The following is a 26,464-nucleotide window of genomic DNA, read 5'->3' as shown; positions in this document are numbered from 1 at the left end:
CCTGTTTTCCTGTGAACATTTCGACGCATTTTCGCCAATTCTGTATAAAAGCCTAAGTTATGCGCTTTATCTAGTAAAAAAATAGCTTCAAGTATCCGTTTTATCATTCACTTTTCTTAATTTCAAAACTCAGTATTGACAATAAAAGCCGAGATCCCCTAATTGTTGGATCCCGGCTCTTAGAGGAATTTCTAAGTTAATTTGTCTCAATCAAACCGTATTTGCCATCTTTACGACGATAAACGATATTCGTACCATCGGACTCCGCATCTGTATATACGAAGAAACTATGACCTAATAAATTCATTTGAAGTACAGCTTCTTCACTATCCATTGGTTTCAAAGAAAATTCCTTTGTACGAACAATATCTAGCTCGCTATCATTCTCGAATTCATCTGGTGCAACACTGCTATTTACTTCAGAAAAAGCAAAGTAATCATGTTCGGCACCTTTGTCACGGAATTTACGATTCACTTTTGTTTTATGTTTACGAATCTGTCTTTCTAATTTATCTACAATTAAATCAATACTTGCATATAAATCCCCGCTTGTTTCTTCAGCACGTAGCACTAAATTTTTGAGAGGAATGGTCACTTCAACCTTTGCATTCTTGTCAGAATAAACTTTAAGATTCACATGGACATTAGCATCCGGAGCCTCGCTGAAATAGCGCTCTAATTTGTCGATTTTCTTTTCAACATAGTCTCTAATTGGCTCCGTTACTTCAATGTTTTCGCCACGAATATTATACTTTAGCATAGCAATTCCTCCTTTGAAATAAAACAACTCATACTTTACAAGAAGTGAATGACTTCTTAACATACAGTCTACGTTATAACCTGATATTTTGCAAACATTTACACAGAGCAAAATTACTATATTCCTAGCATGTAAGTAGTCAGTAAGTATGATGCTATTACTCTATTCATTCCACTAATATTCAAATGCAAACCTGAAATGATTGAAAATTTTGTTTTAGCGAAAAATAGTAAGTGACGATACGCTCTTGGCCCCTTCATTTATAAGGGCTTCCGCGGCTAAATGTAGTGTCGCACCTGTTGTGTAAATATCGTCCAGCAAAAGTATCTCTTTCGCTTGGATAGCTTCGTTGTTCTCCACAAAAAAGAATTGCTCTTGCTCGATTCTTTCCCTTCTTCGTTTTTTTCGACTGCTTTTCAGTATGTGCTCTTTTTAGATGCGTCTCAAATGGAATGCCTGAAAATTTAAGTAGTCCCTCCGTCTGATTAAACCCTCGCTCCACTCTACGCTCGGGACTTATTGGAACTGGTATGATTATATCTCTACTCCATTTCATACAATTGGTTCGTAAAACTGGTGAAAAAGCTACTGCAACAGCATAATCCCCTCTATATTTGTACAACGCCATAAGCTCTTTTGCAAATGCATTGTATTCATAGCAAGCCACATTTTTTTGTAAATAATTAATTTTCTTGTCGAGTGACCATTTCTTACAATCCTGGCAAGTCACTATTTCACTTGTTTCATTCATACGACGACCACATTTTTCACAAGCGTTATCACCAATTTCATCTAATTTCGACTCACAAGTAGTGCAAATTGTTCGTTTTTCTTCCTTGCTAAATAAACTACCCCATGAAATATCTGCTACTAGCTCTCGCCTACACAATATGCACTTAGTTGCCATCTAGTAGCCCTTTTTGCATTCCCAGTCTGTTCATCAATTTAATTTGCGCGATAGCCAAGCCCATATTACGAGATACGCCGTGATGAAAAAATAATACATCTCCACCCGGATAGTCAGATTTCCGACCCGCGCGACCTGCTATTTGAACTAAGGCTGATTCTGTAAATATTCTTCCTTCACTCCCGAAAACGCCCACTTGAACATTTGTAAAGGTAACTCCACGCTCGAGAATTGTTGTTGTACATAGCAATTTAATAGTTCCATCGCGCATTTGTTGCACTTTCTCTTTTCTTTCGGGATCTGCTGAATGAACGGTAAGTAGTGGGCCAAACCCTAGAAATTCAAGGATAGTTGCCACTTCTAGCATTACTTTTATTTCTGGAAAGAACAATAAAACTGGGCAACCTTCTGCTAATTTCTTTTGTATCCATTTCAAAACCTTAGTGGATATTTTTCGCTTTTTTAGTGTTTTTTTCCAATCTCCAATCCATATTTTTTGAGGAACAGGTAACTTTTTTCTATGATACCTTGCTGGGACTTTTACAAAATTCCGTTTACCGATACTGCATTCTTTTTGCCATTTTCTTTCTGGTGTAGCCGTTATAAATACAGAGCATCCTTGTTTTAATTGCGCCTTTTTTACAGCATATTCGAGAAAGGGATCTTTGGCATATGGAAATGCATCTGCTTCATCTATGAAAATAACATCGAACGCCTCATAAAACCTTATCAGTTGATGCGTTGTTGCGACAATGAAGCGTTCTCCATTATATACATCCGGTGAATCTCCGTAGAGGCAAACCATTTCCACTGCTGGAAAAACTTCTTGCAGACGAGGAAATAACTCCAAGCACACATCGACTCTTGGCGAGGCTACGCAAAGACGCCCACCATTTTTCAATACTTCTTCCATACCTTTAAACATCATCTCCGTTTTCCCCGAACCTGCAACTGCCCATAATAATAGGTTCTTTTTATTGATCACAGCCTGATGTACCGCATCTGAGGCTACTTGCTGCCCATGCGACAATTGACCTTCCCACACTAAATACTGCTGCTTCTTATGAGCAATGCTTATCTCGCTTGGCAGGTAAAAGAGCTCCCTGCACTCGGTCATTTTACCCATGATAATACAATTTCTGCAGTACAAACATTCCTCACTACCACAATTACTACACGGAGATTTAAAAAATAGTTCTCCATCATTGTTGCCACATCTGAAGCACAACTGTTTGTGATTTGTTATTTCTATCGCCTTGATTCGTTTCAGTTTGTTTATATCTATTACCTCATCCTCCAAAAACAACCGACCTTCTAGATTCATACTATCACCTCGTATATACATTTATACACGAAAAAAAATTTTTATGCCAGTTACCATATTTCTATTTTATCGACTAACTATCCTCAAAAGTGGAATGAATCAGGGATAGTATCTTTTTTTGCATAGAATTTTTAATTTTTTTTCAGTCACACTTGGACTTTTTTACGTAATTTATTTTTTTCTGTCGCTTCTGCTATACTGGAAAAAAACCTCCTAGAGATTAGGAGGCCAAACATCAATTATTTTATTGTCCATACGAGTGCTAATGCGCCTTCACCTAAGTGCGTTGCAATAACTGGCCCGAAATAACTGATATTAAAATCGACATTCGGATGCATTTGCTTCAGTTCACTTCTCCATGCTTCAGCCTTATCATAACAATTTCCATGGACAACGTATACTTGCTGTGCATTACCTTTAATAACAGCTTCTTCTAAAATCCCTTCGATTCTGCGCAATGCTTTTTTCTGCGTTCTTATTTTTTCAAACAAGACAATTTTGGTTTCTTCAAAATAGAGTATAGGCTTTATTTGGAGAACACTACCAATTACAGCCTGAGCATTAGAGAGCCTTCCTCCTCTTGCTAAGTGGTTCAGATCATCTACTAGGAAATAGGCATCCATGGCATCTCTCATAGCATTTAGCTTTAACACAATGGCTTCTGATGTCCCTCCACTATGGGCAAGTTCAGCCGCTTTCTCTACCAGCATTCCCATAGCCATACAAGCTATTTCAGAATCATAAGCTATAACACGGATATCGTCGACTATATTTCCTGCTGAAACTGCATTTTGATATGTCCCACTGATACCACTGCTTAAATGAATACTAATAATAGTATCAAAGCCTTTGTCTCGCAATTTCTCATAGAGAAGCAAAAAATCCCCTGGTGCTGGTTGAGACGTAGTTGGAAATGATTTCGCTGTTTTCACTAAATCATAAAAATTGCGCTCATCGATGTCCTTATCTTCGATGTAAGATGTACCATCAATGGTTACCGAAAGGGCTACTTTGTATATTTCAAACTTATCGATTACTGCTTGGGGTAAATAAGCAGTACTGTCTGTCACGATAGCAATTTTTTTCCCCCCATAAGGTCACCTCTAATTTAACGATTATCTAATAAATACCCAGCCGTTCTTGATTGCGGTAACAACAGCTTGCGTACGATCGTTTACTTTCATTTTTTGTAAAATACTACTCACATGATTTTTAACTGTTTTTTCACTAATAAATAAGGCTTCACCGATACCACGGTTACTTTTCCCGTCTGTCAATAACTGTAAGACTTCACATTCTCTGTGTGTGAGAATATGTAGCGGCATCTTAACTTCTGGTTGTTGATATCCGTAAGCACCTTGAGCATTGTTAGTACTTGCTAAATGTCGATACTCACGCACTAATTTAATAGCAGCTTTAGGATGAATATAGGCTCCACCATCTTCCACCGTCTTAATCGCGTCTACAAGATCCTTGGCATCCATTTCTTTTAACAGGTAACCAACTGCTCCTGCTCGCAATGCTTCTGTCACAAATTCATCAGTATCATGAATTGTTAGAACAACTACTTTAATGCTTGGGAATTGTCTTACTAACATTTCTGTAGCATCTAAACCGTTCACAGTAGGCATATTTATATCCATTAATACGATATCAGGTCGATATTCACGTACCTTAGCAACAATATTTTTTCCATTTTCAGCTTCTGCAACTACTTCAAATGAATCTTCTAGTTCGAGTATACGTTTTATGCCTTCACGAAATAATTGATGATCATCTACAATCATGATTTTTACAGTCATAATGAGAAATCCTCCTTCAAAATTGTTATTTTCATATTTGTTCCCATTTTTTATCCCTTTAGTAGCTCAAAAGCCTACTCAAAATAACCTTCTAAACTATATTTTCATAGTTTTTCTCTGTATCATTTCATGTTTTTCTAGAAGTCATTGTCATTTGTTTTGTTGCTGCCTCTAGACATCTCGAAGTAATCCGTCCTTATGAATTGCCAAATTACCCACAAAAATGCCTAGATGATATGGGTTTTATCTATCAAAAGTAACAATAGATTTCATTATACCATGAATTTGCTCCCACTTCATCTTTCAAATATGCCGGAAACTTATTTTCTAACTATACACACTCCTAGTTTTCCGTTAAACTAGGGGGACAGACGATTAAATTAACAATTGGAGGCCTATATGCTAGAAAAATATTTAACGATTAAAGTAGCTGGGCAACATGAAATAATCATTGATAAGTCTAGGTTTATTTGCTCTGTCATTCGAGCTACTGATGAACAAAGTGCGCAAGAATTCATCCAGGATATAAAGAAAAAACATTGGAACGCTAGCCATAACTGCTCTGCATATCTCATCGGAGAACGGGATCAATATCAAAAAGCAAATGACGATGGAGAACCTAGTGGCACTGCCGGCGTTCCAATGCTTGAAGTTTTAAAAAAGAAACAACTAAAAAATGTAGCCGTAGTAGTAACCAGATATTTTGGCGGCGTGAAATTAGGCGCAGGAGGACTTGTGCGTGCATATGGAAATGCTGTAAGCGAAACTTGCAAGACGCTTGGGGTTGTAGAGCGCTCCTTAGCAATCATCATTTCTTGTACCCTCGACTATGCATCGCATGCAAAGTTTGAAAATGCTTTAGAAAAAAAGGGGTACCAAATGGCAGGGATATCATTCACAGACAAAATAGTAATCGATGTTTATGTAGATAGTGGTGATGTTGCGCCTTTCCAAAAATGGGCTACAGATTTCACAAACGGGCAGATCAAAATGCATGAGACCGGGCAAAAATATCGGGAAAAGGATGTTAACTAATGCTAGTAAATGAGTTGCGAAATTTACCATGGGAATTTAAAACAAATCGTACCTTATTGCGAGTGATGACTCACGATGATGCCGATAAGTTACTAAAGATTTGGTCAAACACTGAGGTCACTCGTTATATGAACATTGAAACGCTCCATACTATTGAACAGGCACATGAAATCATTTCTGCTATATTAGATACAAAAAGTGCTAACAGGTATGTAATTATCGACAAACTCAATAGAAATATTATTGGTTCTTTCGGCATCAATGAGCTATATTTAAATACAATGACTGCAGAAATTGGTTACGAATTGAAGCAAAGTTACTGGGGCACTGGCCTAATGGCTGAAATTCTCCATGTCTTCATTCAACTTATTCAAACAACAACAACCATAAAAATTCTGACGGCTAAAGTATCTCCTGAAAACATTGCTTCTAGTAAACTACTAAAAAAGCTAGACTTCACATTTGATAAAACCGTTTCTGAATTTGCTATGAAGACTAAAACGCTAGAAACTGTGGAGCAGTACAAGCGTGAATTAGTTTAACTAACTATAGAGGCATTACATACGACTTATTTTACCTTATTTTTGATGATTTTAATGTTCATTTTCTGCTTACTTATGTATAATAGAAAAAAGCATCCATGTTTTGCAATGTTCTTTATTGTAACTTTAAAACAAACGTAAATCTATCGTAACAAATAAAATTTCTTATCATGATACAATTACATCTATTGCATACGCGAATAATTTACTTCGGGATATAGCTAGACGCTTAGAATTTAATTATAAGGAGAAAATAATTCATGCCTATAAACAAAAGCCCTGCTCCAAGAAGCGCGAAATACAAAAGACGCCGATTGGTACTTTTTTTAATCCTGATTCCATTGATGATAATCGTGCTTGCGGGGGCTGGATATGCTACATATCTGTTCAGTTCAGCAAAACTTGCCGTAGATAACTCCTATGATAATGTAAGAAGTGGTGAGGCTTCGTCCTTGCGAAACAAAGATGTTGATCCTATAAAAGATAGTTTCTCATTCCTGATCATCGGTGTTGATGACAGCGCTAAAAGACAAGCAAATAATGGCGGAAACCCTCGAAGTGACGCGCTTATTTTAGCAACATTAAACGTTAAGGACAACAAGCTTGAAATGACGAGTATTCCTCGAGACTCCTATGTTCATATTGAAAGTAAAGATGACACTACTGACAAATTCACGAAAATAAACGCGGCGCACGCTTATGGTGGGCCTGAATTGACAATGAAAACAGTGGAAGATCTTTTTAAAGTTCCTGTTGATTATTATATCAGATTCAACTTCGATGCCTTCTTAGAAATAGTCAATGCACTTGACCGAATTGAAGTTGACGTGCCCGTTGATTTCACAGAACAAAATTCCAAAGATCAGGCCGGGGCAATAAGTTTGAAAAAAGGTAAACAACAACTTAACGGTGAGCAAGCGTTAGCCCTTTCTAGAACGCGTCATATCGACAATGATATCGAACGCGGCAAACGGCAACAGCTTGTCATGAAAGCAATCATCGATAAGGCTACCTCTCTTGGTTCTATCAATAAGTACTCCGATGTTATAAAAGCAGTGGGAGATAATATGAAAACAAACATGACCTTTTCTCAAATGCTTTCTATTGCCAAATATGGTATGACGAATGATATTGATATGAAATCGTTGGCTCTTAAAGGTGATGATGCTCCGCAAGATGGTGTCTACTACTATCAACTCGATGAAAATTCTGTACAGAGTGTAGCAAATGAGTTTGCTGGGCAGTTACAAGGTGTTAACAAGCCATTCCCTAACGCTCTTCCATACAGCGAAGATGACTAAATTGCTAAAAGGCGCGAAACCTAGATATAAACTTCTAGAGTTTCGCGCCTTTTTAATGTTTTTTTCGCCGTCGTATTTTTGCTAAGATATTTAAAATCGGACGATATTGTTCGCCAATTAAGCCGATGAATTCCACAATGATTTCGATGCAAAAAGCTAGCAATACAAGTAAGATGACGGCTCCCCAGGTCGTAGAGAAAGAGAATACGAAACCAGTGATCGAAAATAGAATTGCCATGCAATAAATCAACAATACCGTTTGTCTCTCCGAGAAGCCAAGCGCCATGAGACGGTGATGAATATGAGATCTATCAGCCATCGAAATTGGCGTTCTCGACTTTAGCCTGCGTATAATTGCAAAAAAAGTATCAGAGAGCGGTACACCTAATATAATTAATGGCACCAATATCGAAATAAAGGTCACATTTTTAAAGCCCATGAGTGATAAAACTGCAATCATATATCCAAGAAACAGTGAACCAGTATCCCCCATAAAAATAGAAGCCGGCGGAAAATTATAAACCAGAAAAGCAAAGATACAGGCAATCAACATGAACGCTACAGGGGCTACAAATATGTCTTGGAGCAATAAGGCCATTCCAGCAATCGTTAGAAGCGCGATAATTGCAATGCCACCTGCTAACCCATCCAACCCATCAATTAGATTCAACGCATTAACAATAGCTACAATCCAAATAATTGTAATAGGGATCGCCCACACACCAAAATATAAAGGTCCAGCAAAAGGAATATTAATAAATTCAATGGTGATCTGACCCCATAATACAACACACAAGGCCGCACTAATCTGCCCTACAAGTTTCCATCTGGGTGATAATTCAATAATATCATCGATGAATCCTGTTGTAACAATAATCAACGCACCTATGTACACTGGTAAAAAACCACTTTTATCCACAGTTAGTAGCAACATGCCGATAGTGAAAGCTATAAATATAGCTAAGCCACCTAATGTTGGTGTAATTTTCGTATGAATGTGCCGTTCACGAGGCTCATCCACAGCATTTATAAGAAAAGCAAACTTGCGTACTAACGGAATAATGAGTATTCCGATTAGGAAACAAATAATCATGATCCAGATTTGCAACTTAATTTCAGCTCCGTCCTTCAGTTTAAAACGATGACTTCTCGTCGTTTACAATAGGATGCCAGACTTTTTTTGGTCTATATCTACACCGATACCTGAACCTATTGGCGTTGTTATCTTTCCATTATTAATTTTAAAATCATTCTTGATAATATCTTTCTCAAAATAGCGATTGGATGCCGATATATCTCCTGGAAAAGTGAACTCAGTCCTAGCGGCTAGTGCAATATTATGTGCCCTACCGATTCCGGCTTCGAACATCCCTCCACACCAAGCGATCATACCGTTTTCGTGACAAAATGTAGCTATTTTAAGAGCTTCATCTAGGCCTCCTACACGCGCAATTTTCACATTAATTGCCCTCGCACTTTGGAGTTCAAACGCCTGCCTAGCGTCACTCACAGAACGAATATTTTCATCGAGACAAATTGGGGTAGACAATTGCTTTTGTAGCCATGCATGATCTACAAAGTCGGTCACACCAAAAGGCTGCTCGATCATCGCTAAATTGTATTGATCTAGTTTCTTTAACATCGAAATGTCAGTCCTGTTATATGCAGAGTTAGCATCTACCATCAGCGTTAAGTCGGGAAACTCATTCCTGACCTGGCGCACAGATTCTATATCTGATCCTGGCTTAATTTTAAGCTTCACTCTAGTGTAGCCAGCTCGCACATATTCACCCACAATTCGCACTAATTCAGTGGTATCTTTTTGAATGCCTATGCTCACGCCAACAGGTATATCTCCTTGATTCCCGCCGAGATACGCTGTTAGACATTGACCAGATAGCTTCGAGAAAATATCCCACACTGCAGTTTCAACAGCAGATTTTGCCATTTCATTTCCTCGAACGACTTGAAAAAGCTGGTTTATTTGGCTAGGTTCCTTGATATCAAGACCTTTTAGCATCGGAAGAAGGTGGTTTTTTATGATTAAACTTGCCGTATTGGTAGTCTCTTCTGTGTACCATGGTGCTGAAAATGCCTCAAGTTCACCATAACCCTCTAATCCATCATCTGAGACGATTTTTAAGATACATAGGCTCTTAGTATGCATAATACCATAACTCGTCTTAAAGGGAGTTTTAAGCGGCATTTCGAGGTGATATATCGTTACCTGTTTAATAAGCATTCCATATCACCTTTGCTTCCTTTGCCTTTTCATTGCCATTACAAATTTTGGAATAGCCAATGCCCGCCTCCAACGTCTAGGTTGGGATAAAATTCTGTATAACCACTCTAAGTTCGACTTAACCCAAAACTCCGGAGCTCGTTTAGTACAACCAGAAAGTACATCAAAGCTCCCTCCAACACCTATAAAAATGCCTTTATTGAATTTCTCTATATACGAGGATATCCACTTCTCCTGCCTTGGAAATCCAAGCGCTAGAAAAATAAAATCCGCTTTACTTTGAAAGATATCGTCGGCTACAGCCTCTGCTTCTGAAGCAAGAAAATAGCCATCACGCGCTCCTACAATATTAATATCACTGTAATTTTGTTCCACATGCTTGACAAGTTTTTTTATAACATTTGGTTTTGCACCAACAAAATATACACTCATTTTCATTTCATTCGCTTTTTGGAGAAGCCCCAACATCGTATCAAAGCCTGTTACTCTTCCCTCCAGTGGTTTCCCAATACTTTTTGCAGCCTTAACAACACCAATACCATCAGCAACGATATAATCCGCTTGGAGAACTGCGTGATTAAACGCCATATCCTGCTTTGTATGCATTACTATTTCAGGGTTAGCCGTCACTACAAACCGACGTTCTTGATTCGCAGCAGCCTCTATTAATTCATCTACAAAAGTGCTTTGAGAAACATTATAAAATGGAATACCCAGAATATCAACAGTCTGTTTCATATGTTCACTCCTATATTTCTCATATATCTAAGTTTATCATAAATATACGATTCTTCATATCTTAAAATTATATATTCTTTCATTACGAATCTATGTAACAATATACAGCACAAAAAAATCGTGACTGATGAGACACCAATCACGATTTTGCATTTATAACTGAAAATATTAGTTTAAAATTTGTACTTTTACTGTTTTAACGCCCCAATTGTAGCAAGCTTGTACACTATCTAAATGTACATCAATCTTGTTACCTTTGATTGCGCCACCAGTATCAGCAGCAATTGCTTCTCCGTATCCCTCAACATATACCTTTGAGCCTAATGGAATAACGGATGGGTCTACTGCAATGACTCTTGGATTATCATTCAAATCAATCCCCGAAGCCGTCATATGCCCCATGCCAGGTTCTGCTTTGCTATATGCAGTCGCAGTCACTGTAATCTCTTTGGATACACTGCTAGATGCGCTTTTGTTTGAACTTTGCGCTTGCTTGCTAGGTGTGCTAGTTGTTGCTTTCTCCTTTTGAGGTGCTTGCTCCTGTTCTTGGACGGATGAAGATTCTGATTTGACTTCCTGCTTGGGTTCAGTTGGAGTCTCACTCTGAGCTTCTCCGATAGTTAGCGTTTCTCCCGCAATAATCAAATCCGATGATAAAGAGTTCCATGATTTCAGTTGAGAAACAGTAACATTATGATTTTGAGCAATCTCACTCAAAGTATCACCTGGTACAATTTTATATGTACCGTTATCTACTTTAGTTGTATCCGCTTTGACCGTACCAACTTCTAATTTTTGATTGGGAAAGATAAGATTCGAGCTTAGATTGTTATTTTTCTTCAGCTGATCTATGGAGATGTTATTTTCATTTGAAATTTTCCATAGTGAATCCCCTGATTGAACTGTATATTCTGCCGCACTAACCTGAGTTGATCCAATTCCGGCTAAGACTAACCCTGTCGCAATAGTGGCTACTGTTTTCTTCATGTAATAATTACCTCCTTGATAACTTCGAGAATAATCGTATCATATGGGAACTCAGCTTAGGTTACTAATTCATTAAGGCTACGTAACACAATGCTAGTTGCATACTATTTAATCGTAATATTTGTTAATCGACTTTCTTGATAGAATTTTCCGACTATTATCCTTTATGGTGATTACGGTAAAAAAATATATACTGCTCCCTTCTAGTGCCTTCACTTCATCTACTTTAAGTTCTACGAAAAATAGATTAACCTAGTGAACTTATTTGTGTCAAAATATATAAATTGGGCAATATATACATTTCAAAAACACTAGGAAATAGTTCAAATTCAATGGAAAATCCCACTTGCACGGTTTAACTTTTTTGATTTATCCCTCAATATAACAGAAGGTTACAATTGTTATTCCTCCATTTATACATCATTTTCTGTTGTAACCTCCACTTCTCCCACTTTCTGCTCTTTATTTCTGCTTAAAAATCTTATCTTATCCGCTAATACTTCAATAACATAGACCTTTTTATCCTCCCGATTAATATAATTCCTAGTTTGTAGCTCTCCATTTATACCAACTAAGGTTCCTTTTTGACAATATTCCACTGTATTTTCTGCTTGTTTTCCCCAAATTACACATGGAATAAAATCAGCCTCATTATTTAATCGCCTGTTCTTTCCAAAACGATTGAGCGCTATCGTTACATTTACAACAGCCTTATCTTCTGATGTCCATCGTATTTCTGGGTCTTCAGTTAGCCTTCCAACAATCGTTACTTGATTAATCATGGCATCACTCTTTTCTTTTTTAGTGACTTCAGCATACCTCCATTGTTTCAATCTGTAAAATCTGTAAAAAAAAAAATTTAGTGACTCTATTGTCTCTAAAATACAATTTCCCTCTAGCAGAAAAAATAAATTTGCTAAGATAATAGCTTTGAAAAAACAAATTTATAAGTTAGCCAATTTTTTTATTTAATTTCTTTTCCCGCGATACTCTGTTATTCTATATTCAAGTCAACGCTAGCAAGTTTTATGCAACTAAAGAGCCGCAATCGAGTATCGCGGCTCCCTTCTACTTATTTAACTACATCTGTGAGTGCAAACATTATCTCAGCTTCACAAACTAATTCTTCATCTACCGTTGCTTTCACCTTCGCCTTAGCAATAGACCCTCGTAAACGAAGAATCTCTGCTTCTAATCGTAGCTGATCTCCTGGGACAACTTGGCGTTTGAATCTACAGCCGTCAATCCCTGCGAATAAACCAATTTTACCTTTATTTCCTTCTACTTGCATCATTGCAATCCCACTCGTTTGAGCTAAGGCTTCTACAATTAAAACACCAGGCATTACTGGATAATCAGGAAAATGCCCATTAAAAAATTCCTCATTCGCAGTAACATTTTTTATAGCCACAACCTTTTTATCATCTAATTCCACAACTCGATCTACCAAAAGGAAGGGATATCTATGTGGTAATATTTTTTTAATTTCACTTATATCTAACATCTCTATACCTCCATACAATCGTACATGAAAATCAATTCACCTTTAGGATCTACTTCATCAGTATTAAAAAATCCATTGTCTTCATAAAATTTCCTTGCTTTTAAATTCTCTGGAGTAACACTCAATATAATCTTTTTTACTTTAAAACTTTCTCTTATATGCTCCATTAAATACACTAAAAATTTTTGACCAAAGCCCTGTCCTTGATATTTTAGATCAATCATAAAGCGATCTATCCAAATCGAATCCACTTCTCTACAACCATACATCGCAAAACCCACTAACATATCGTCGGAATACAAACCAACAGGATACCAACCAGATATGTACTGAGATTCTAATATTGACAGTGCATTAGACTCAATAAAGTTTACTTGGTGTTTAGCCACAGTTAGTTCAGCAATTTCTAGCCAGTTGGTTGCATCAACACGTTCTACTCGAAGGCTCAACTTACCACCTCATATTTCTAAAACCAACTCTTCTTTGTTTTTGATGTATTTTCTAACAGTATACCAGTTCCAATCGCCACAGCATCCAATGGGTTCTCAGCAATGAGAACTGGAACCTTTAACTCTTCAGCCAAAAGCTCATCTAAACCATGTAATAATGCTCCGCCACCAGTCATAATAATCCCACGATCAATAATATCAGCAGATAATTCTGGAGGTGTTTGCTCCAGTACTTGTTTAGCAGATTGAACAATCACATTGACTGATTCTCTAAGTGCTAGCTCAATTTCTTCACTAGTTACTGTTACCGTTTTTGGTAATCCAGAAACAAGGTCTCGTCCTCTAATATCCATCGATTCTTGACGTGCACCGGCACACGCAGTTGCTACATTAATTTTTAGTTCTTCGGATGTGCGTTCGCCTATTAGAAGATTATACTTTCGTTTAATATATTGCAAAATATCTCCATCCAGTTGATTACCAGCAAGTTTTACAGATTTGCTCGTTACAATATCTCCCATAGAAAGCACTGCGATATCCGTTGTTCCACCACCAATATCAATAACCATATTACCACTTGGTTGGAAAATATCCATGCCTGCACCGATTGCTGCTACTTTGGGTTCTTCTTCCATAAATACTTGTTTTCCACCACTTTGCTCTGCTGCTTGCCGTATCGCTTTTTGCTCTACCGAAGTGATGTTCGTTGGACAACAAATCAAAATTCTTGGTTTTGAGAAAAAGCCTTTCAAATCTAATTTTTGCAGGAAAATCCGTAGCATTTCTTGGACAATGTCAAAATCTGCAATTACGCCATCTTTCATTGGTCTAATTGCCGTTATATTCCCAGGAGTTCTCCCTACCATATTACGCGCTTCTGTCCCAACCGCTAAAACTTCGTTCGTTATATTATTGATTGCTACGACAGATGGTTCATTTAATACAATACCTTTTCCTTTTACATGAATCAAAACATTTGCAGTACCTAAATCTATTCCAACATCTTTTGCCATAATCTTTAATGACCCCTTTCTATGTTGTTTTAATATGTATTACTTCACACTATCTCTTCTGCATTATAGCATATTTCCTTTAACATATATATCATTTCATCGAACGTATTCAGATAAATTATTTTTGGTAAACAAAAAACTAGGTCTTTGACAACCTAGTCATACATTTATTTAGTTGTTACATCTACATTAATATCCTTGGTATCGGCCACGCGTTCAATATCTGCACCTAACGCTTTTAACTTAGTATGGAAATTATGATATCCTCTGTCCAAATATTTAAGTTCGGTAACTTGTGTATATCCATCTGCGACTAGCCCAGCCAAAACCAATGCTGCGGCTGCTCGTAAATCTGTAGCTGCAACTTCAGCACCTTGAAGCTTCGCAGGTCCAGAAATAATAACAGAATGGCCTTCAATTTTCATATCGGCATTCATACGACGCATTTCTTCAACATGCATAAAACGATTCTCAAATACAGTTTCCGTCATCACACTTGTACCTGTGCTTAGCATTTGGATAACCATCATCTGAGATTGCATATCTGTTGGGAAACCTGGATGTGGTAATGTTTTCACATCAACAGCTTTTAAATATTTAGGACCAATAACCCGAACACCGTTGTTTTCTTCAACGATTTTCACGCCCATTTCTTCTAGTTTAGCAATCAGGGAACTGATATGTTCAGGAACCATATCCTCAATGAATACATTTCCTTCTGTAATAGCAGCAGCAATCATGAACGTTCCTGCTTCAATTCGATCAGGAATAATTGAATGATCTGTGGCAACTAGCTCTTTCACACCTTCGATCCGGATAACTTCTGTACCAGCACCAATAACTCTACCACCCATTTGGTTTAAGAAATTAGCAAGATCGACAATTTCAGGCTCTCTCGCTACGTTTTCAATAACTGTTGTTCCTTCTGCTAGTGTCGCTGCCATCATAATATTTTGAGTAGCACCTACGCTTGGAAAATCTAAATATATTTTGGCACCAATCAATTTCTTAGCCGTTGCTTCAATATAACCATTCTCAATTTTAACATTGGCACCCATTGCCTCAAAGCCTTTTAAATGAAGGTCAACTGGGCGTGAACCTATTGCACAACCACCTGGTAAAGCAACTTTTGCTGAACCTGTTCGAGCTAACAAAGGCCCCATAACAACGATCGAGGCGCGCATTTTACGAACATATTCGAATGGTGTATCGGATAAGATATCTCCTGTTGCATTGACAGTCACCACGTCATCTTCAAAGGACACATCCGCTTTTAAATATTTTAGAACTTCATTAATTGTATAAACATCTGACAAATGCGGAACATTTCTTAACGTACTTGTTCCCTTGCTTGCTAATAAAGTAGCAGCGATAACAGGTAAAACAGCATTTTTTGCGCCTTCAACCTTCACTGTCCCTTGTAACTGTTTTCCACCATGAACAATAATTTTTTCCAAAACGAACCCCTCCGCGTATTAATTACTCTAATCGTATTTGATATACATCACTTAAAATTAACCCTGAAATGTATTTAGTCTTTGAACATACTCTGAACATTCTACCACTAATCGCAACTACTTTTCAACACTAATTTTAAGAGAGTTATATCAAATCTAAACAAGAATCTATCTAAAGCCTAACTTCCAAACAAATTACCTAGTTGTTTCGCTGAGATAAAATAATCCAAAAAGAAATTACTAATCGTAACACCTAATGCTACAGCAATAATCAAATAAAGAACTCTTGCTTGTATCACATGGTCACGACGTATCAATCTTTCGAAGTGGAGTGCTTGTAATGCCCAGAAAGCAATGACAATAAAAAGCAGATGTGAAATCATGACGATAACTGCCTGCTGCCCAATAACTGTATACATCTTTTACCTCCAATTTTTATCAGCCTCTATTATTCTACCAGTATTATCACTGAATAACAATTTTATACGCTTTTTATTACTATTTAGTTGATGAAGTAAATGAGTTTGGAGCTAAGTCCACTTTTAAGGGGAAGGCTCCAAACTCACTATACTTTACTTTTTATTATAAGCATGAATTCGATTTATTGCTTTTTGGAGCGCTACTTCTGCTTTTAGTTCATCTACTTTTTTGTCTTTCGCATCCTTTAAATCATCTTCTGCACGTTGTTTAGCAGTCCTCAGCACGGTCGATATCAATCTCTTCTTCCCGCTCAGCGGTATCTGCTAAAATATTTACTTCTTCACCATTTACTTCCATGAAGCCACCGTTTACTGCAACCCATTCTTCCTTGCCATCATGCTTTAGACGCACGACATCAATTTTTAGTGGGGCTACCAAAGGAACATGACCAGGTAAAATACCTAATTCGCCGGCTTTTGTTCTTGCGATGACCATGTTAGCTTCACCGCTGAAAACAGGACCATCTGGAGTAACAATACTTACATTTAAAATGCCCATGTGTATCTCCTCCTGCTTATATTAAACTTCGACACCCATGCTTTTGGCTTTTTCGATAACTTCTTCGATACGTCCTAATGAACGGAACGCATCTTCTGGAAGATGATCATATTTACCTGCAAGAATATCTTGGAAACCTTTAACAGTTTCTTTTACTGGTACATAGGAACCTTTTTGACCAGTAAATTGCTCGGCAACGTGGAAGTTTTGACTTAAGAAGAATTGCACGCGGCGAGCACGGCCAACCGCTTGCTTATCTTCATCAGACAGCTCATCCATACCTAAGATAGCAATAATATCTTGTAACTCTTTGTAGCGTTGCAATAACTGTTGTACTTGTGTCGCCACCTCGTAATGATCTTCTCCAACGATATCTGGAGCAAGCGCACGAGAAGTCGATGCAAGTGGATCTACCGCTGGATAAATACCTTGCTCAGTCAGTTTACGCTCCAAGTTAGTTGTTGCATCTAGATGGGCGAAGGTTGTTGCTGGCGCTGGATCGGTATAGTCATCGGCTGGTACGTAAATTGCTTGAATGGAGGTAACAGATCCTACGTTTGTGGATGTGATACGCTCTTGTAATTGCCCCATCTCTGTGGCCAGTGTTGGTTGGTAACCTACAGCAGATGGCATACGACCAAGTAAAGCCGAAACTTCAGAACCAGCTTGCGTGAATCGGAAAATGTTATCGATGAATAGCAACACATCTTGATGCTCTACATCGCGGAAATATTCCGCAATAGTGAGGCCAGTTAAGGCAACACGCATACGTGCGCCAGGCGGTTCATTCATTTGACCGAATACCATCGCCGTTTTCTCAATAACACCCGAGTCCTTCATTTCAAAGTAAAGGTCATTACCTTCACGGGTACGTTCTCCTACACCAGCAAACACGGAAATACCACCGTGCTCTTGGGCGATATTATGAATAAGTTCTTGGATAAGTACCGTTTTACCTACACCGGCACCACCGAACAAACCAATTTTACCACCTTTAACGTAAGGAGCTAGAAGATCTACTACTTTAATTCCTGTTTCCAAGATTTCAGTTGTTGTTGATAGCTCATCAAATGTTGGTGCTAAACGGTGAATTTTATTTCGTTGAACGTCACTTGCGATCGGCTCATCTAAATCGATTGTATTGCCAAGTACGTTGAATACACGCCCTAATGTTACATTTCCAACCGGAACAGTGATTGGGCTAGCAGTATCAATAACTGTCATGCCTCTTTGAACACCGTCTGTTGAAGCCATCGCAATAGTACGAACAACATCGTCACCTAAATGGATAGCTACTTCAAGTGTTAGTTCCACACTTTTTTTCCTCTTCGGATTGTGCTTTGTATTCAACTTTAAGCGCATTGTAGATTTCAGGTAGATGATTATCAAACTTTACGTCTACAACGGGACCCATAACTTGGATTATTCGTCCTTCAGTCATGCGATTTTCCTCCTCACTTGCTTTCCCAACTCGGGAACTTAACAGCTGATGAGCATCCCTTGAAAATTATTCAAGAGCTGCTACACCGCCAATAATCTCAGTTATCTCTTGCGTAATCGCAGCTTGGCGAGCACGGTTATATTGTAATGATAAGTCATCAATGATATCGGTAGCATTGTCTGTCGCGCTTCTCATCGCTGTCATACGAGCAGCATGTTCCGCGGCTTTGGCATCCAAAATGGCACCGAAAATCAAGCTTTCAACATATTGCGGTAACAATACTTCTAAAATTTCACCTTCAGATGGTTCAAATTCGTATGTTGTCAGATCATGTTCTGCTTCATTTTCATGAAACTCCGTGAGTGGCAACAATTTTTCGCTTCTCAAGGATTGAGAAATTGAGTTCACATGGTGATTGTAAATAATGAATACTTCATCAAAAACACCATCTTCAAACATTTGAACCGTATTGCGCGCAACATCTTTAATTTCAGCAAAAATTGGATGATCCGAAATACTTGGTACCTCTAAAACAACATTCATATGGCGAGCCTTGAAAAAGTCCGCGCCAGCTCTTCCTAAAGCGATGATTGCGTACTCTTCGCTAGAAGTATGCTTTTCTTGAATTTGTTTATATACTTCTTTGATAACGCTACTGTTATAAGCTCCGGCCAACCCTTTATGCGAAGTAACAACGATATAGCCAGTTCTGTGAACAGCTCGCGTTACTAACATCGGATGGTCTGCGCTATTTCCTGAAGCAACATGGGTTACCACATCTCGAATTTTTTCTACGTATGGGGCATAGGCTCTTGCTTTTTCTTCTGCACGACCAAGTTTGGACGCAGAGACCATTTGCATCGCCTTTGTAATTTGGCTTGTTTTCTTTGTAGAAGTGATTCGCTGTTTAATATCTATTAAAGATGCCAAAGATTTTCACCACCTTTGTTTCGTTTATTACTCAAAAACGGTTAGGCTTCTGAAGGAACAAATGTATTTTTGAATTCTTTAATTGCACTATCTAGTTCTGCTTCATCTGGTAAAGATTTTGTTGTGCGAATTGTTTCCAGTAATTCTGGACGATTATGATCGAACCATGTGTTCATTTCGCTTTCAAAACGAAGAACATCTGTTACCGGAATATCATCCAAGAACGAATGAACTAGTGTATAAAGAATTAGGATTTGTTTCTCGACTTTTAGTGGTTTATGCAAATCCTGTTTCAGAACTTCTACTGTGCGTTTACCGCGTTCTAGTTTCGCACGTGTCGCTGCGTCAAGGTCAGATCCAAATTGCGAGAAGGATTCCAACTCACGATAAGATGCTAAATCTAGACGAAGTGTTCCTGCCACTTTTTTCATCGCTTTGATTTGTGCAGAACCACCAACACGGGATACGGATAATCCAGCATTGATCGCTGGACGAACACCAGAGAAGAATAGATCAGACTGCAAGAAAATTTGACCATCTGTTATCGAGATAACGTTTGTAGGAATATAGGCAGAGATGTCTCCGGCTTGTGTTTCTACAAATGGGAGGGCTGTAATTGAGCCACCGCCCAATGAGTCATTTAATTTTGCTGCACGTTCTAGTAAACGGGAATGTAGATAGAATACATCCCCTGGATAGGCTTCACGACCTGGAGGACGACGTAATAGCAAGGAAAGTTCACGATAAGCAGCAGCTTGTTTTGATAAATCATCATAGATAATCAGAACGTGTTTGCCGTTATACATGAATTCTTCGCCCATCGCAACACCAGCATATGGAGCTAAGTATAGTAATGGAGCTGGTTGAGATGCAGATGCTGTTACAACGATGGTGTAATCAAGCGCTCCGTGTTTACGTAAAGTTTCAACTGCTGTACGGACAGTTGATTCTTTTTGACCGATAGCGACATAGATACAAATCATATCTTGATCTGCTTGGTTTAGGATGGCATCGATTGCAACTGTTGTTTTCCCAGTTTGGCGGTCACCAATGATCAATTCACGTTGACCACGACCGATTGGAACTAGTGCATCGATCGCTTTAATTCCTGTTTGAAGCGGCTCGTTTACGGACTGACGTTGCATAACGCCTGGTGCAATTGCCTCGATTGGGCGTGTACCCGATGCTGCAATTGGTCCTAGGCCATCCACTGGTTGGCCTAGTGCGTTAACGACACGGCCGATTAGTGCTTCACCAACTGGAACTTCCATGATTTTTCCTGTGCGACGAACTTCATCGCCTTCACGAATTCCAGTATAAGGTCCCAAAATAATGATACCAACATCATTGGTTTCTAAGTTTTGAGCCATACCCATAACGCCATTTGAGAATTCTAATAGTTCCCCAGCCATCGCGTTATCCAATCCGTGAGCACGCGCGATACCATCACCAATATAAGTAACTGTACCAACATCGCTAACTTTTAGCTCAGATTGATAATTTTCAATTTGTTGCTTTATGAGAGAACTAATCTCTTCAGCTTTTATGCTCATCAAATTCACCCCTTGTTACACTGAAAGCCTACAATTTTATTTGTCGCTCCAGGTCTCTTAGTTTAGATTTTAGACTGCCGTCATAGATACGGTTTCCAATCACTACCCGTACGCCTCCAAGAAGGGACGGATCGATATGGTTATGAATAGTCAACTCGTTTTTAGACATTTTAGCGGCAAAGGCTTTAGATAATTCTGCTTGTTCTGCTTCGGAAAGCGGGATAACAGAGTACACATCCGCGTCTGCAATACCACGAGCTTCTTTTACTTTATTGAGATAACGATCAATGATTACAGCTAAATAATCTTCACGTCCACGATCGATGAGAAGGAAAATGAAATCTTGCAACACTGGCGTTAGACCAGTAAACACAGTCGCAATCATGTTTTTCTTTGCTTCAACCGTGATCGTTGGATTCTCGACTAGCGTACGGAAATCATTATTTTGTTCTATGGCTTCCTTTACAATCGCGAGCTCCGTATCGAATTGATCGATCAGTTGTTCGTCTTTGGCAACTTCGAAAAGTGCTACGGCGTAACGATTCGCAACTTCAAAATCCTTGCTCATTTGTCATCGCCTAGCCTTTCGATATACTCTTGTACAAGTGCGGATTGTGACTGTTCGTCCAAGTTTTTCTCGATAACTTTGGATGCGATTAACACAGACAAGGAGCCGACTTGTTCACGAAGCGCTTTGATAGCATCTTCTTTTTCGCGAGTAATGTCGCTTTTGGCTTCTTCTTTAATGCGTTCACTTTCAGCGCGCGCAACTTTGATGATTTCTTCGCGTTCTTTCTCACCAAGCTGTTTTGCGTTCTCAATCATTGTTTGAGATTCTAGACGAGCTTGTTGAAGAACTTCTTTTTGTTCGGCTAACAGGGCTTCTGCTTGTACACGACTTTCTTCTGCTGAGTCGATTTCCGACGCAATATGTTCTTCGCGAGCCTTCATGATATTCATTAAAGGTTTCCATGCGTAGATACGGATTAAGACTAGCAAAATACAGAATGCTACGACGGTAAAAACAGAATCACCAGCTGTAAAAACGGCTGAACCTAGTGCAATACTATTAAATCCTAGCACGTTCGATTCACTCCTTTCCATACATTCGCTTTTTATCGTTTCATGTTTTTATCACACATAAAGATTGGCGAGTTGGCCCCGCCATGTTTCGATTACTTATTCATTACCATGAACGCGATAACAACAGCGATGATTGGAAGGGCCTCAACCAAACCAACACCAATGAACATGATTGTTTGTAGCATAGAACGTGCTTCTGGTTGACGAGCAACACCTTCAACTGTTTTTGATACGATAAGACCGTTACCGATACCTGCTCCTAGAGCTCCTAAACCTACGGCGATAGCCGCTGCAATTGCACCTAATGACATAATAATATCCTCCTCGAATTATCTTCTAAATTAATTTTTTATTACAAGATTATGGGTTTTGCCCCATAGCTCTGACTTTACCTGGATGTGGCGAGTGTTGCTTAGTGTTCGTCACTTACTTTGTGCGACATGTAAACCATTGTCAACACGGTGAATAGATAGGCTTGGATTGCACCGATGAATATCGAGAAACCTTGCCAAACCACTGCTGGAATAATTGCGAAAACGCCAACTACTGGATTGATATGTGCTAATTGAAGCGCAATAATGCTTAGCAATACTTCCCCTGCAAAAATGTTACCGTATAACCGCAAACCTAGTGTCAATGTGTTCGCAAATTCTTCTACTAGCTTCAATGGGAATAAAAATTTCATTGGGCTAAAGTATGTGCCAACAACATAGTGCTTAACACCTCTAAGTTTGATTCCGTAATAATGAGTCAACCCGATAATGAGTACGGCCAAAGTTAGCGTTACGATTGGATCAGCTGTAGGTGAACGCCACCATACTTCGCCACCGACCGCAATCTGCATTGGTAATCCTAACATATTAGCTACGAAGATAAAGAATATCAGCGTGATTCCTAATACGTGGAATCTCCCACCAGTTTTCCAGTCCATATTGCTGTTGATAATGCCTTTAACAAAGTCCATTACCCATTCAATAAAGTTCTGTTTCCCTGTGGGACGCATTTGGAGTTTTCTCGTACAAAAGATTGCAATAAACAGTACGATGACACATGTTATTGTAATCATCAGGACATTAGATAAGTTAAATGCTAATTTCCCTAAGTACCATATTGGAAATTCCTCTTCCAATTTGGTTCACCCCTCTCTCTTTTTAAGCGTTTTTCTTCCGGTAGATGGAATAGATAACAAAATCCAAGAAAACCACGGAATAAACAATGCCCAAACCGATCACCATACTATAAACGTGAAAGAAATCCGGTACTTGTGTCGCAATGATTGTTGCAAGTAGAACGCTTCCCATTCTTGCTGTTGTCCCCATGCCATAAAAAGTTCGCTTCTCGGCAATTGCTTTTGTCATGGCTTGTGTACGTCTCATCAACAGCCAGTAGTTAAACCAACCTACAATAATCCCCAGTTTTAGCCCCAAAAAAATATGTACATGCGGGGTTAGTAACCATCCAGCTACACAAATGCCTACAAAAGCAATGATGTATTTCTGATGACGATGATACATTCCTATTAGTGATTCTAACATTCCGGCAGATGTCCTTTCTTAATGTTATTGGTATTTCTTGCTCCCCGTCTGTAAAATGTGACTCGGATTTTAAGACAGAAGTAAGCTTGGAGTTTGTGATTTTTTACACATTACCCGTTTGCTAACAAAAAATTGAACACAACTGTAAGCCTTATCAGTGCGTCACTTTTAGCATACAATAGGCAAAAGTAAAAAGTCAATATCTTTTCACAAATTCCGTACCTACTTGATAACAATTCTACCACAATACCACTACTCCAAGGAAATAATGCGAATTAATTTTTAACATTTTTTTGAAAAATCTCATAGTCGGCTCTAACTTTGTCAATTGAAACACTATTTTCCATCTAATTTTAGTATTTTTTGTTGCACGACACCTCCGTATTTGCTGAATCATGTTATTTACGCTCGCTGCTTCACATATTGATGTACAAAAAAAGCTTTCACCCGATTTGGTAAAAGACTTTCGACAGATTACGTGACTGCGAAAGCTTTCTTCCAGCGAAGAAGATCGAAAAAAATAGCTAGACACGTATTGTTTGCAATATGAAGTTATAATTGCCCGGCACACTTAGGTCAATTCTGTCCACGTCTTTTTCAGACGTCGGCGGGATTGAGACAGTGCTGGCTTGCAGCAATTATCCCTTACGCATTTCATGAACAGCTAAATCTTTTGAGCTCTTTTGTGATAACATTGATCATCTTAACACAATATAACTGAAAGCTCTAGCAAAAACCAGTTGCGTAATATATTTGTAACAATGAGGCGCTTCCATTGGGATTTCTTGTTTTTTCATAGGTTTTTGGTAGTAATAAAAGCGACTATTTACAGTAAATAAAAAGACCGAACTTTGAACAAAATCTTGATAAAGTCGATGGGTATCACCAGTAAAATGATCTTCGTCTTTATTCAGGTTTTGTTCAAAGCTCGACCAGCGTTTTAAACAGTATAGTCGGATGGGCGATTCGTTGTTTTTTCGAAGTGATATTTGATCGCTTCTAGAATTCTTGCAGATGCTTCTCCATCGCCATATGGATTGCTAGCATTGGCCATTTTTAGATACGCTTCTTTGTTATCCAATAGCTCAAATGCTTCTTTTTTCAGGTCTTCTTTGGCGGTTCCAATCAGTTTTAGCGTGCCGGCTTCTACGCCTTCTGGACGCTCGGTCGTATCTCGCAAAACTAAAACCGGAACTCCCATACCTGGGGCTTCTTCTTGCACGCCGCCAGAATCTGTGAATACAAGGTAGGATTTTTTCAAGAAATTATGAAAATCGATAGCATCGAGCGGTTCAATTAAATGAATGCGTGGATGCCCGCCCAAGATCGCAGTCGCTTTTTCACGTACAGCCGGATTCATGTGCATCGGATAAACGATCTCGACATCTTCGCGCGCCTCAGCAATTTCACGTACAGCCTCAAAAATCCCTTGCATCGGAGCGCCCAAATTCTCGCGACGATGCGCCGTCATTAATACGAGACGATTATCGCCTAAACCATCTAGAATTGGATGGTGGTAGTCATCTTGAACCGTCGTTTTCAGCGCATCGATTGCCGTATTACCTGTGACAAAAATTGCATCGGGGTTCTTACCTTCATCCAGCAAATTCTGCTTCGATTGTGAGGTTGGTGAGAAATGCAAGTCCGCCATAACGCCTGTCAATTGACGATTCATCTCTTCGGGGAATGGTGAATATTTATTCCATGTCCGCAAGCCAGCCTCTACGTGACCGATCGCAGTTTGATTGTAAAAAGCAGCGAGTGCAGCCGCAAAACTTGTCGTCGTGTCACCGTGAACTAGTACAATATCTGGTTTTTCTTCTGCAATGACCTCGTCTAAGCCTTGTATCGCGCGTGTTGTAATATCCGTTAACGTTTTGTTTTTTCTGCATAATATTTAAATCCACATCTGGTTGTACATTGAAAATATCAAGCACTTGGTCTAACATTTCGCGATGTTGAGCTGTGATAACGACACGCGATTCAAAAAACTCCGACTGCTTCTCAAACTCTAAAACTAGCGGAGCCATCTTAATAGCTTCTGGTCGTGTCCCAAAAACACTCATTACTTTAATTTTACTCATTGCTAATCCACCCTTTCTGAAAAAACGAGGAAACACTTGCCTCCTCGTCTTTGAATCCTTATTATTTTGTGCCAAATAGGCGGTCCCCAGCATCTCCTAGACCTGGAATAATGTAGCCATGCTCATCTAATTTTTCATCTAAACCGGCAACATAAATGTCTACGTCTGGATGTGCCTCTTGTAATGCTTTAATTCCCTCTGGAGCAGCAACTAAACACATGAACTTCATATTTTTTGCGCCACGTTTTTTCAAACAGTCGATTGCCATGATCGCAGAACCACCTGTTGCCAACATCGGGTCAACAACGATGAAAAGGCGTTCTTCTACATCTGACGGTAACTTCACAAAATATTCGACTGGTTCTAGTGTATCATGATCGCGATACAAGCCAACGTGCCCTACTTTTGCCGCTGGGATAAGTGTTAGGATTCCGTCCGCCATGCCAAGACCGGCGCGCAGAATCGGAACGACGCCTAATTTTTTACCTGCGATTGTTTTTGCTGGTGTTCTTTGTAATGGTGTTTCAACAAATGTGTCTTCTAACTCCACATCGCGTGTAATTTCATACGCCATTAATGTCGCGACTTCATTTACTAGTTCACGAAATGCTTTCGTTCCAGTATCTTTATCACGGATAATTGTTAATTTATGCTGAACTAATGGGTGATCTATTACGTGTACTTTTGCCATTGTATTCGCTCCTTTAAGGTAAATTTCCTTCTCTTATTGTATCAGAGAATCGCGCTTGTGCAAGTATTAAATCGTTTCGTATAAAATGCTACAAAAAAAGCCCTACTA

The 26,464-nt window shown here is 38.8% G+C and carries 24 protein-coding genes and 6 pseudogenes; 3 read left to right on the top strand and 27 right to left on the bottom strand.

Annotated elements, in window-relative coordinates; all coding sequences use genetic code 11:
* Positions 1–196: 196 nt before the first annotated feature.
* The 6 genes and pseudogenes from hpf to PGRAN_RS05100 form a co-directional block, all read right to left on the bottom strand.
* Positions 197–760: a ribosome hibernation-promoting factor, HPF/YfiA family gene (hpf, locus tag PGRAN_RS05120; RefSeq protein WP_036065677.1), complete on the bottom strand. Its 564-nt coding sequence runs from the start codon at positions 758–760 to the stop codon at positions 197–199.
* Positions 761–976: 216 nt separating this feature from the next.
* Positions 977–1,120, bottom strand: a complete 144-nt coding sequence (locus PGRAN_RS17735; RefSeq protein ID WP_420911967.1) for a ComF family protein — start codon at positions 1,118–1,120, stop codon at positions 977–979.
* A 364-nt stretch (positions 1,121–1,484) separates the two neighbouring features.
* Positions 1,485–1,667: pseudogene (locus PGRAN_RS17730) on the bottom strand (double zinc ribbon domain-containing protein); the annotation flags it as partial.
* Complete coding sequence (locus PGRAN_RS05110; protein ID WP_036065676.1) at positions 1,657–2,991, bottom strand: ATP-dependent helicase ComFA; 1,335 nt, start codon at positions 2,989–2,991, stop codon at positions 1,657–1,659. The pseudogene PGRAN_RS17730 and the gene PGRAN_RS05110, both read right to left, overlap by 11 nt.
* A 239-nt stretch (positions 2,992–3,230) precedes the next feature.
* Positions 3,231–4,070: a DegV family protein gene (locus PGRAN_RS05105; RefSeq protein ID WP_036065675.1), complete on the bottom strand. Its 840-nt coding sequence runs from the start codon at positions 4,068–4,070 to the stop codon at positions 3,231–3,233.
* Positions 4,071–4,106: 36 nt separating this feature from the next.
* Positions 4,107–4,793: a response regulator transcription factor gene (locus PGRAN_RS05100; RefSeq protein ID WP_036065674.1), complete on the bottom strand. Its 687-nt coding sequence runs from the start codon at positions 4,791–4,793 to the stop codon at positions 4,107–4,109.
* Between the two features lie 399 nt (positions 4,794–5,192).
* Here PGRAN_RS05100 and PGRAN_RS05095 point away from each other — a divergent pair, with 399 nt between their 5' ends.
* The 3 genes from PGRAN_RS05095 (at position 5,193) to PGRAN_RS05085 (ending at position 7,671) form a co-directional block, all read left to right on the top strand.
* Positions 5,193–5,828: a YigZ family protein gene (locus PGRAN_RS05095; RefSeq protein ID WP_036065673.1), complete on the top strand. Its 636-nt coding sequence runs from the start codon at positions 5,193–5,195 to the stop codon at positions 5,826–5,828.
* Complete coding sequence (locus tag PGRAN_RS05090) at positions 5,828–6,370, top strand: GNAT family N-acetyltransferase (protein ID WP_051998424.1); 543 nt, start codon at positions 5,828–5,830, stop codon at positions 6,368–6,370. Before PGRAN_RS05095 ends, PGRAN_RS05090 begins: the two co-directional genes overlap by 1 nt.
* A gap of 260 nt (positions 6,371–6,630) precedes the next feature.
* Positions 6,631–7,671 carry an LCP family protein gene (locus PGRAN_RS05085; protein ID WP_036065670.1) on the top strand — a complete coding sequence of 347 codons (1,041 nt, stop codon included), beginning with the start codon at positions 6,631–6,633 and terminating at the stop codon, positions 7,669–7,671.
* Between the two features lie 52 nt (positions 7,672–7,723).
* Here PGRAN_RS05085 and PGRAN_RS05080 read toward each other — a convergent pair whose 3' ends face one another.
* From PGRAN_RS05080 to upp, 21 genes and pseudogenes are all read right to left on the bottom strand, one after another.
* Positions 7,724–8,764, bottom strand: a complete 1,041-nt coding sequence (locus tag PGRAN_RS05080) for a glycosyltransferase family 4 protein (protein WP_420911970.1) — start codon at positions 8,762–8,764, stop codon at positions 7,724–7,726.
* A gap of 35 nt (positions 8,765–8,799) precedes the next feature.
* Positions 8,800–9,913 (bottom strand): annotated as a pseudogene (gene menC / locus PGRAN_RS05075) (o-succinylbenzoate synthase).
* 6 nt (positions 9,914–9,919) lie between these two features.
* A complete protein-coding gene (locus PGRAN_RS05070; RefSeq protein ID WP_036065664.1) occupies positions 9,920–10,651 on the bottom strand; it encodes a WecB/TagA/CpsF family glycosyltransferase in 732 nt (243 codons plus the stop codon).
* Positions 10,652–10,819: 168 nt separating this feature from the next.
* Positions 10,820–11,638, bottom strand: coding sequence for a LysM peptidoglycan-binding and 3D domain-containing protein (locus PGRAN_RS05065; RefSeq protein ID WP_036065663.1), 819 nt, complete (start codon positions 11,636–11,638; stop codon positions 10,820–10,822).
* 413 nt (positions 11,639–12,051) lie between these two features.
* Positions 12,052–12,420 carry a single-stranded DNA-binding protein gene (locus PGRAN_RS05060; RefSeq protein WP_036065724.1) on the bottom strand — a complete coding sequence of 123 codons (369 nt, stop codon included), beginning with the start codon at positions 12,418–12,420 and terminating at the stop codon, positions 12,052–12,054.
* Positions 12,421–12,710: 290 nt separating this feature from the next.
* Positions 12,711–13,142 (bottom strand): 3-hydroxyacyl-ACP dehydratase FabZ, encoded by a 432-nt coding sequence (fabZ, locus tag PGRAN_RS05055; protein WP_036065660.1) that lies wholly within the window; start codon positions 13,140–13,142, stop codon positions 12,711–12,713.
* A 2-nt stretch (positions 13,143–13,144) separates the two neighbouring features.
* Entirely contained in the window at positions 13,145–13,591 is a 447-nt protein-coding gene (locus PGRAN_RS05050; protein ID WP_036065658.1) for a GNAT family N-acetyltransferase, read from the bottom strand.
* A gap of 17 nt (positions 13,592–13,608) precedes the next feature.
* Positions 13,609–14,604, bottom strand: coding sequence for a rod shape-determining protein (mreB, locus tag PGRAN_RS05045; protein ID WP_036065657.1), 996 nt, complete (start codon positions 14,602–14,604; stop codon positions 13,609–13,611).
* A gap of 167 nt (positions 14,605–14,771) precedes the next feature.
* Positions 14,772–16,061: a UDP-N-acetylglucosamine 1-carboxyvinyltransferase gene (gene murA / locus PGRAN_RS05040; RefSeq protein ID WP_036065656.1), complete on the bottom strand. Its 1,290-nt coding sequence runs from the start codon at positions 16,059–16,061 to the stop codon at positions 14,772–14,774.
* A gap of 179 nt (positions 16,062–16,240) precedes the next feature.
* Positions 16,241–16,480 carry a DUF1146 family protein gene (locus PGRAN_RS05035; RefSeq protein ID WP_036065655.1) on the bottom strand — a complete coding sequence of 80 codons (240 nt, stop codon included), beginning with the start codon at positions 16,478–16,480 and terminating at the stop codon, positions 16,241–16,243.
* Positions 16,481–16,633: 153 nt separating this feature from the next.
* A pseudogene (locus PGRAN_RS05030) lies at positions 16,634–17,039 on the bottom strand (F0F1 ATP synthase subunit epsilon).
* 21 nt (positions 17,040–17,060) lie between these two features.
* Positions 17,061–18,480, bottom strand: a pseudogene (atpD, locus tag PGRAN_RS05025) (F0F1 ATP synthase subunit beta).
* Between the two features lie 66 nt (positions 18,481–18,546).
* Complete coding sequence (locus tag PGRAN_RS05020; protein WP_036065654.1) at positions 18,547–19,410, bottom strand: F0F1 ATP synthase subunit gamma; 864 nt, start codon at positions 19,408–19,410, stop codon at positions 18,547–18,549.
* Positions 19,411–19,451: 41 nt separating this feature from the next.
* A complete protein-coding gene (atpA, locus tag PGRAN_RS05015; RefSeq protein WP_036065651.1) occupies positions 19,452–20,963 on the bottom strand; it encodes a F0F1 ATP synthase subunit alpha in 1,512 nt (503 codons plus the stop codon).
* 28 nt (positions 20,964–20,991) lie between these two features.
* Complete coding sequence (locus tag PGRAN_RS05010; RefSeq protein WP_036065650.1) at positions 20,992–21,531, bottom strand: F0F1 ATP synthase subunit delta; 540 nt, start codon at positions 21,529–21,531, stop codon at positions 20,992–20,994.
* A complete protein-coding gene (atpF, locus tag PGRAN_RS05005) occupies positions 21,528–22,067 on the bottom strand; it encodes a F0F1 ATP synthase subunit B (protein WP_051998423.1) in 540 nt (179 codons plus the stop codon). Before atpF ends, PGRAN_RS05010 begins: the two co-directional genes overlap by 4 nt.
* 71 nt (positions 22,068–22,138) lie before the next feature.
* Positions 22,139–22,357 (bottom strand): F0F1 ATP synthase subunit C, encoded by a 219-nt coding sequence (gene atpE / locus PGRAN_RS05000; protein WP_036065649.1) that lies wholly within the window; start codon positions 22,355–22,357, stop codon positions 22,139–22,141.
* A 101-nt stretch (positions 22,358–22,458) separates the two neighbouring features.
* On the bottom strand, positions 22,459–23,175 hold the full coding sequence (gene atpB, locus PGRAN_RS04995) for a F0F1 ATP synthase subunit A (RefSeq protein ID WP_036065648.1): 717 nt from the start codon (positions 23,173–23,175) through the stop codon (positions 22,459–22,461).
* 6 nt (positions 23,176–23,181) lie between these two features.
* Positions 23,182–23,581, bottom strand: a pseudogene (locus PGRAN_RS04990) (ATP synthase subunit I).
* Between the two features lie 940 nt (positions 23,582–24,521).
* A pseudogene (wecB, locus tag PGRAN_RS04985) lies at positions 24,522–25,665 on the bottom strand (non-hydrolyzing UDP-N-acetylglucosamine 2-epimerase).
* 61 nt (positions 25,666–25,726) lie between these two features.
* The gene (gene upp / locus PGRAN_RS04980) at positions 25,727–26,356 is read right to left on the bottom strand and encodes a uracil phosphoribosyltransferase (protein WP_036065645.1); all 630 of its coding nucleotides are present in this window, start codon (positions 26,354–26,356) and stop codon (positions 25,727–25,729) included.
* Positions 26,357–26,464 lie beyond the last annotated feature (108 nt).

The sequence above is a fragment of the Listeria grandensis FSL F6-0971 genome (genome assembly GCF_000525835.1).
GTDB classification, from domain to species: Bacteria; Bacillota; Bacilli; order Lactobacillales; family Listeriaceae; genus Listeria_A; species Listeria_A grandensis.
This window is presented reverse-complemented; position numbering and strand designations above follow the sequence as displayed.

Bases quoted from the DNA above. Each gene is read 5' to 3' on its own strand.
- hpf (WP_036065677.1), bottom strand. From the start codon at position 760: ATGCTAAAGTATAATATTCGTGGCGAAAACATTGAAGTAACGGAGCCA.
- PGRAN_RS05110 (WP_036065676.1), bottom strand. From the start codon at position 2,991: ATGAATCTAGAAGGTCGGTTGTTTTTGGAGGATGAGGTAATAGATATA.
- PGRAN_RS05100 (WP_036065674.1), bottom strand. From the start codon at position 4,793: ATGACTGTAAAAATCATGATTGTAGATGATCATCAATTATTTCGTGAA.
- PGRAN_RS05095 (WP_036065673.1), top strand. From the start codon at position 5,193: ATGCTAGAAAAATATTTAACGATTAAAGTAGCTGGGCAACATGAAATA.
- PGRAN_RS05090 (WP_051998424.1), top strand. From the start codon at position 5,828: ATGCTAGTAAATGAGTTGCGAAATTTACCATGGGAATTTAAAACAAAT.
- PGRAN_RS05085 (WP_036065670.1), top strand. From the start codon at position 6,631: ATGCCTATAAACAAAAGCCCTGCTCCAAGAAGCGCGAAATACAAAAGA.
- PGRAN_RS05080 (WP_420911970.1), bottom strand. From the start codon at position 8,764: ATGATTATTTGTTTCCTAATCGGAATACTCATTATTCCGTTAGTACGC.
- PGRAN_RS05070 (WP_036065664.1), bottom strand. From the start codon at position 10,651: ATGAAACAGACTGTTGATATTCTGGGTATTCCATTTTATAATGTTTCT.
- PGRAN_RS05065 (WP_036065663.1), bottom strand. From the start codon at position 11,638: ATGAAGAAAACAGTAGCCACTATTGCGACAGGGTTAGTCTTAGCCGGA.
- PGRAN_RS05060 (WP_036065724.1), bottom strand. From the start codon at position 12,420: ATGATTAATCAAGTAACGATTGTTGGAAGGCTAACTGAAGACCCAGAA.
- fabZ (WP_036065660.1), bottom strand. From the start codon at position 13,142: ATGTTAGATATAAGTGAAATTAAAAAAATATTACCACATAGATATCCC.
- mreB (WP_036065657.1), bottom strand. From the start codon at position 14,604: ATGGCAAAAGATGTTGGAATAGATTTAGGTACTGCAAATGTTTTGATT.
- PGRAN_RS05035 (WP_036065655.1), bottom strand. From the start codon at position 16,480: ATGTATACAGTTATTGGGCAGCAGGCAGTTATCGTCATGATTTCACAT.
- atpA (WP_036065651.1), bottom strand. From the start codon at position 20,963: ATGAGCATAAAAGCTGAAGAGATTAGTTCTCTCATAAAGCAACAAATT.
- PGRAN_RS05010 (WP_036065650.1), bottom strand. From the start codon at position 21,531: ATGAGCAAGGATTTTGAAGTTGCGAATCGTTACGCCGTAGCACTTTTC.
- atpF (WP_051998423.1), bottom strand. From the start codon at position 22,067: ATGGAAAGGAGTGAATCGAACGTGCTAGGATTTAATAGTATTGCACTA.
- atpE (WP_036065649.1), bottom strand. From the start codon at position 22,357: ATGTCATTAGGTGCAATTGCAGCGGCTATCGCCGTAGGTTTAGGAGCT.
- upp (WP_036065645.1), bottom strand. From the start codon at position 26,356: ATGGCAAAAGTACACGTAATAGATCACCCATTAGTTCAGCATAAATTA.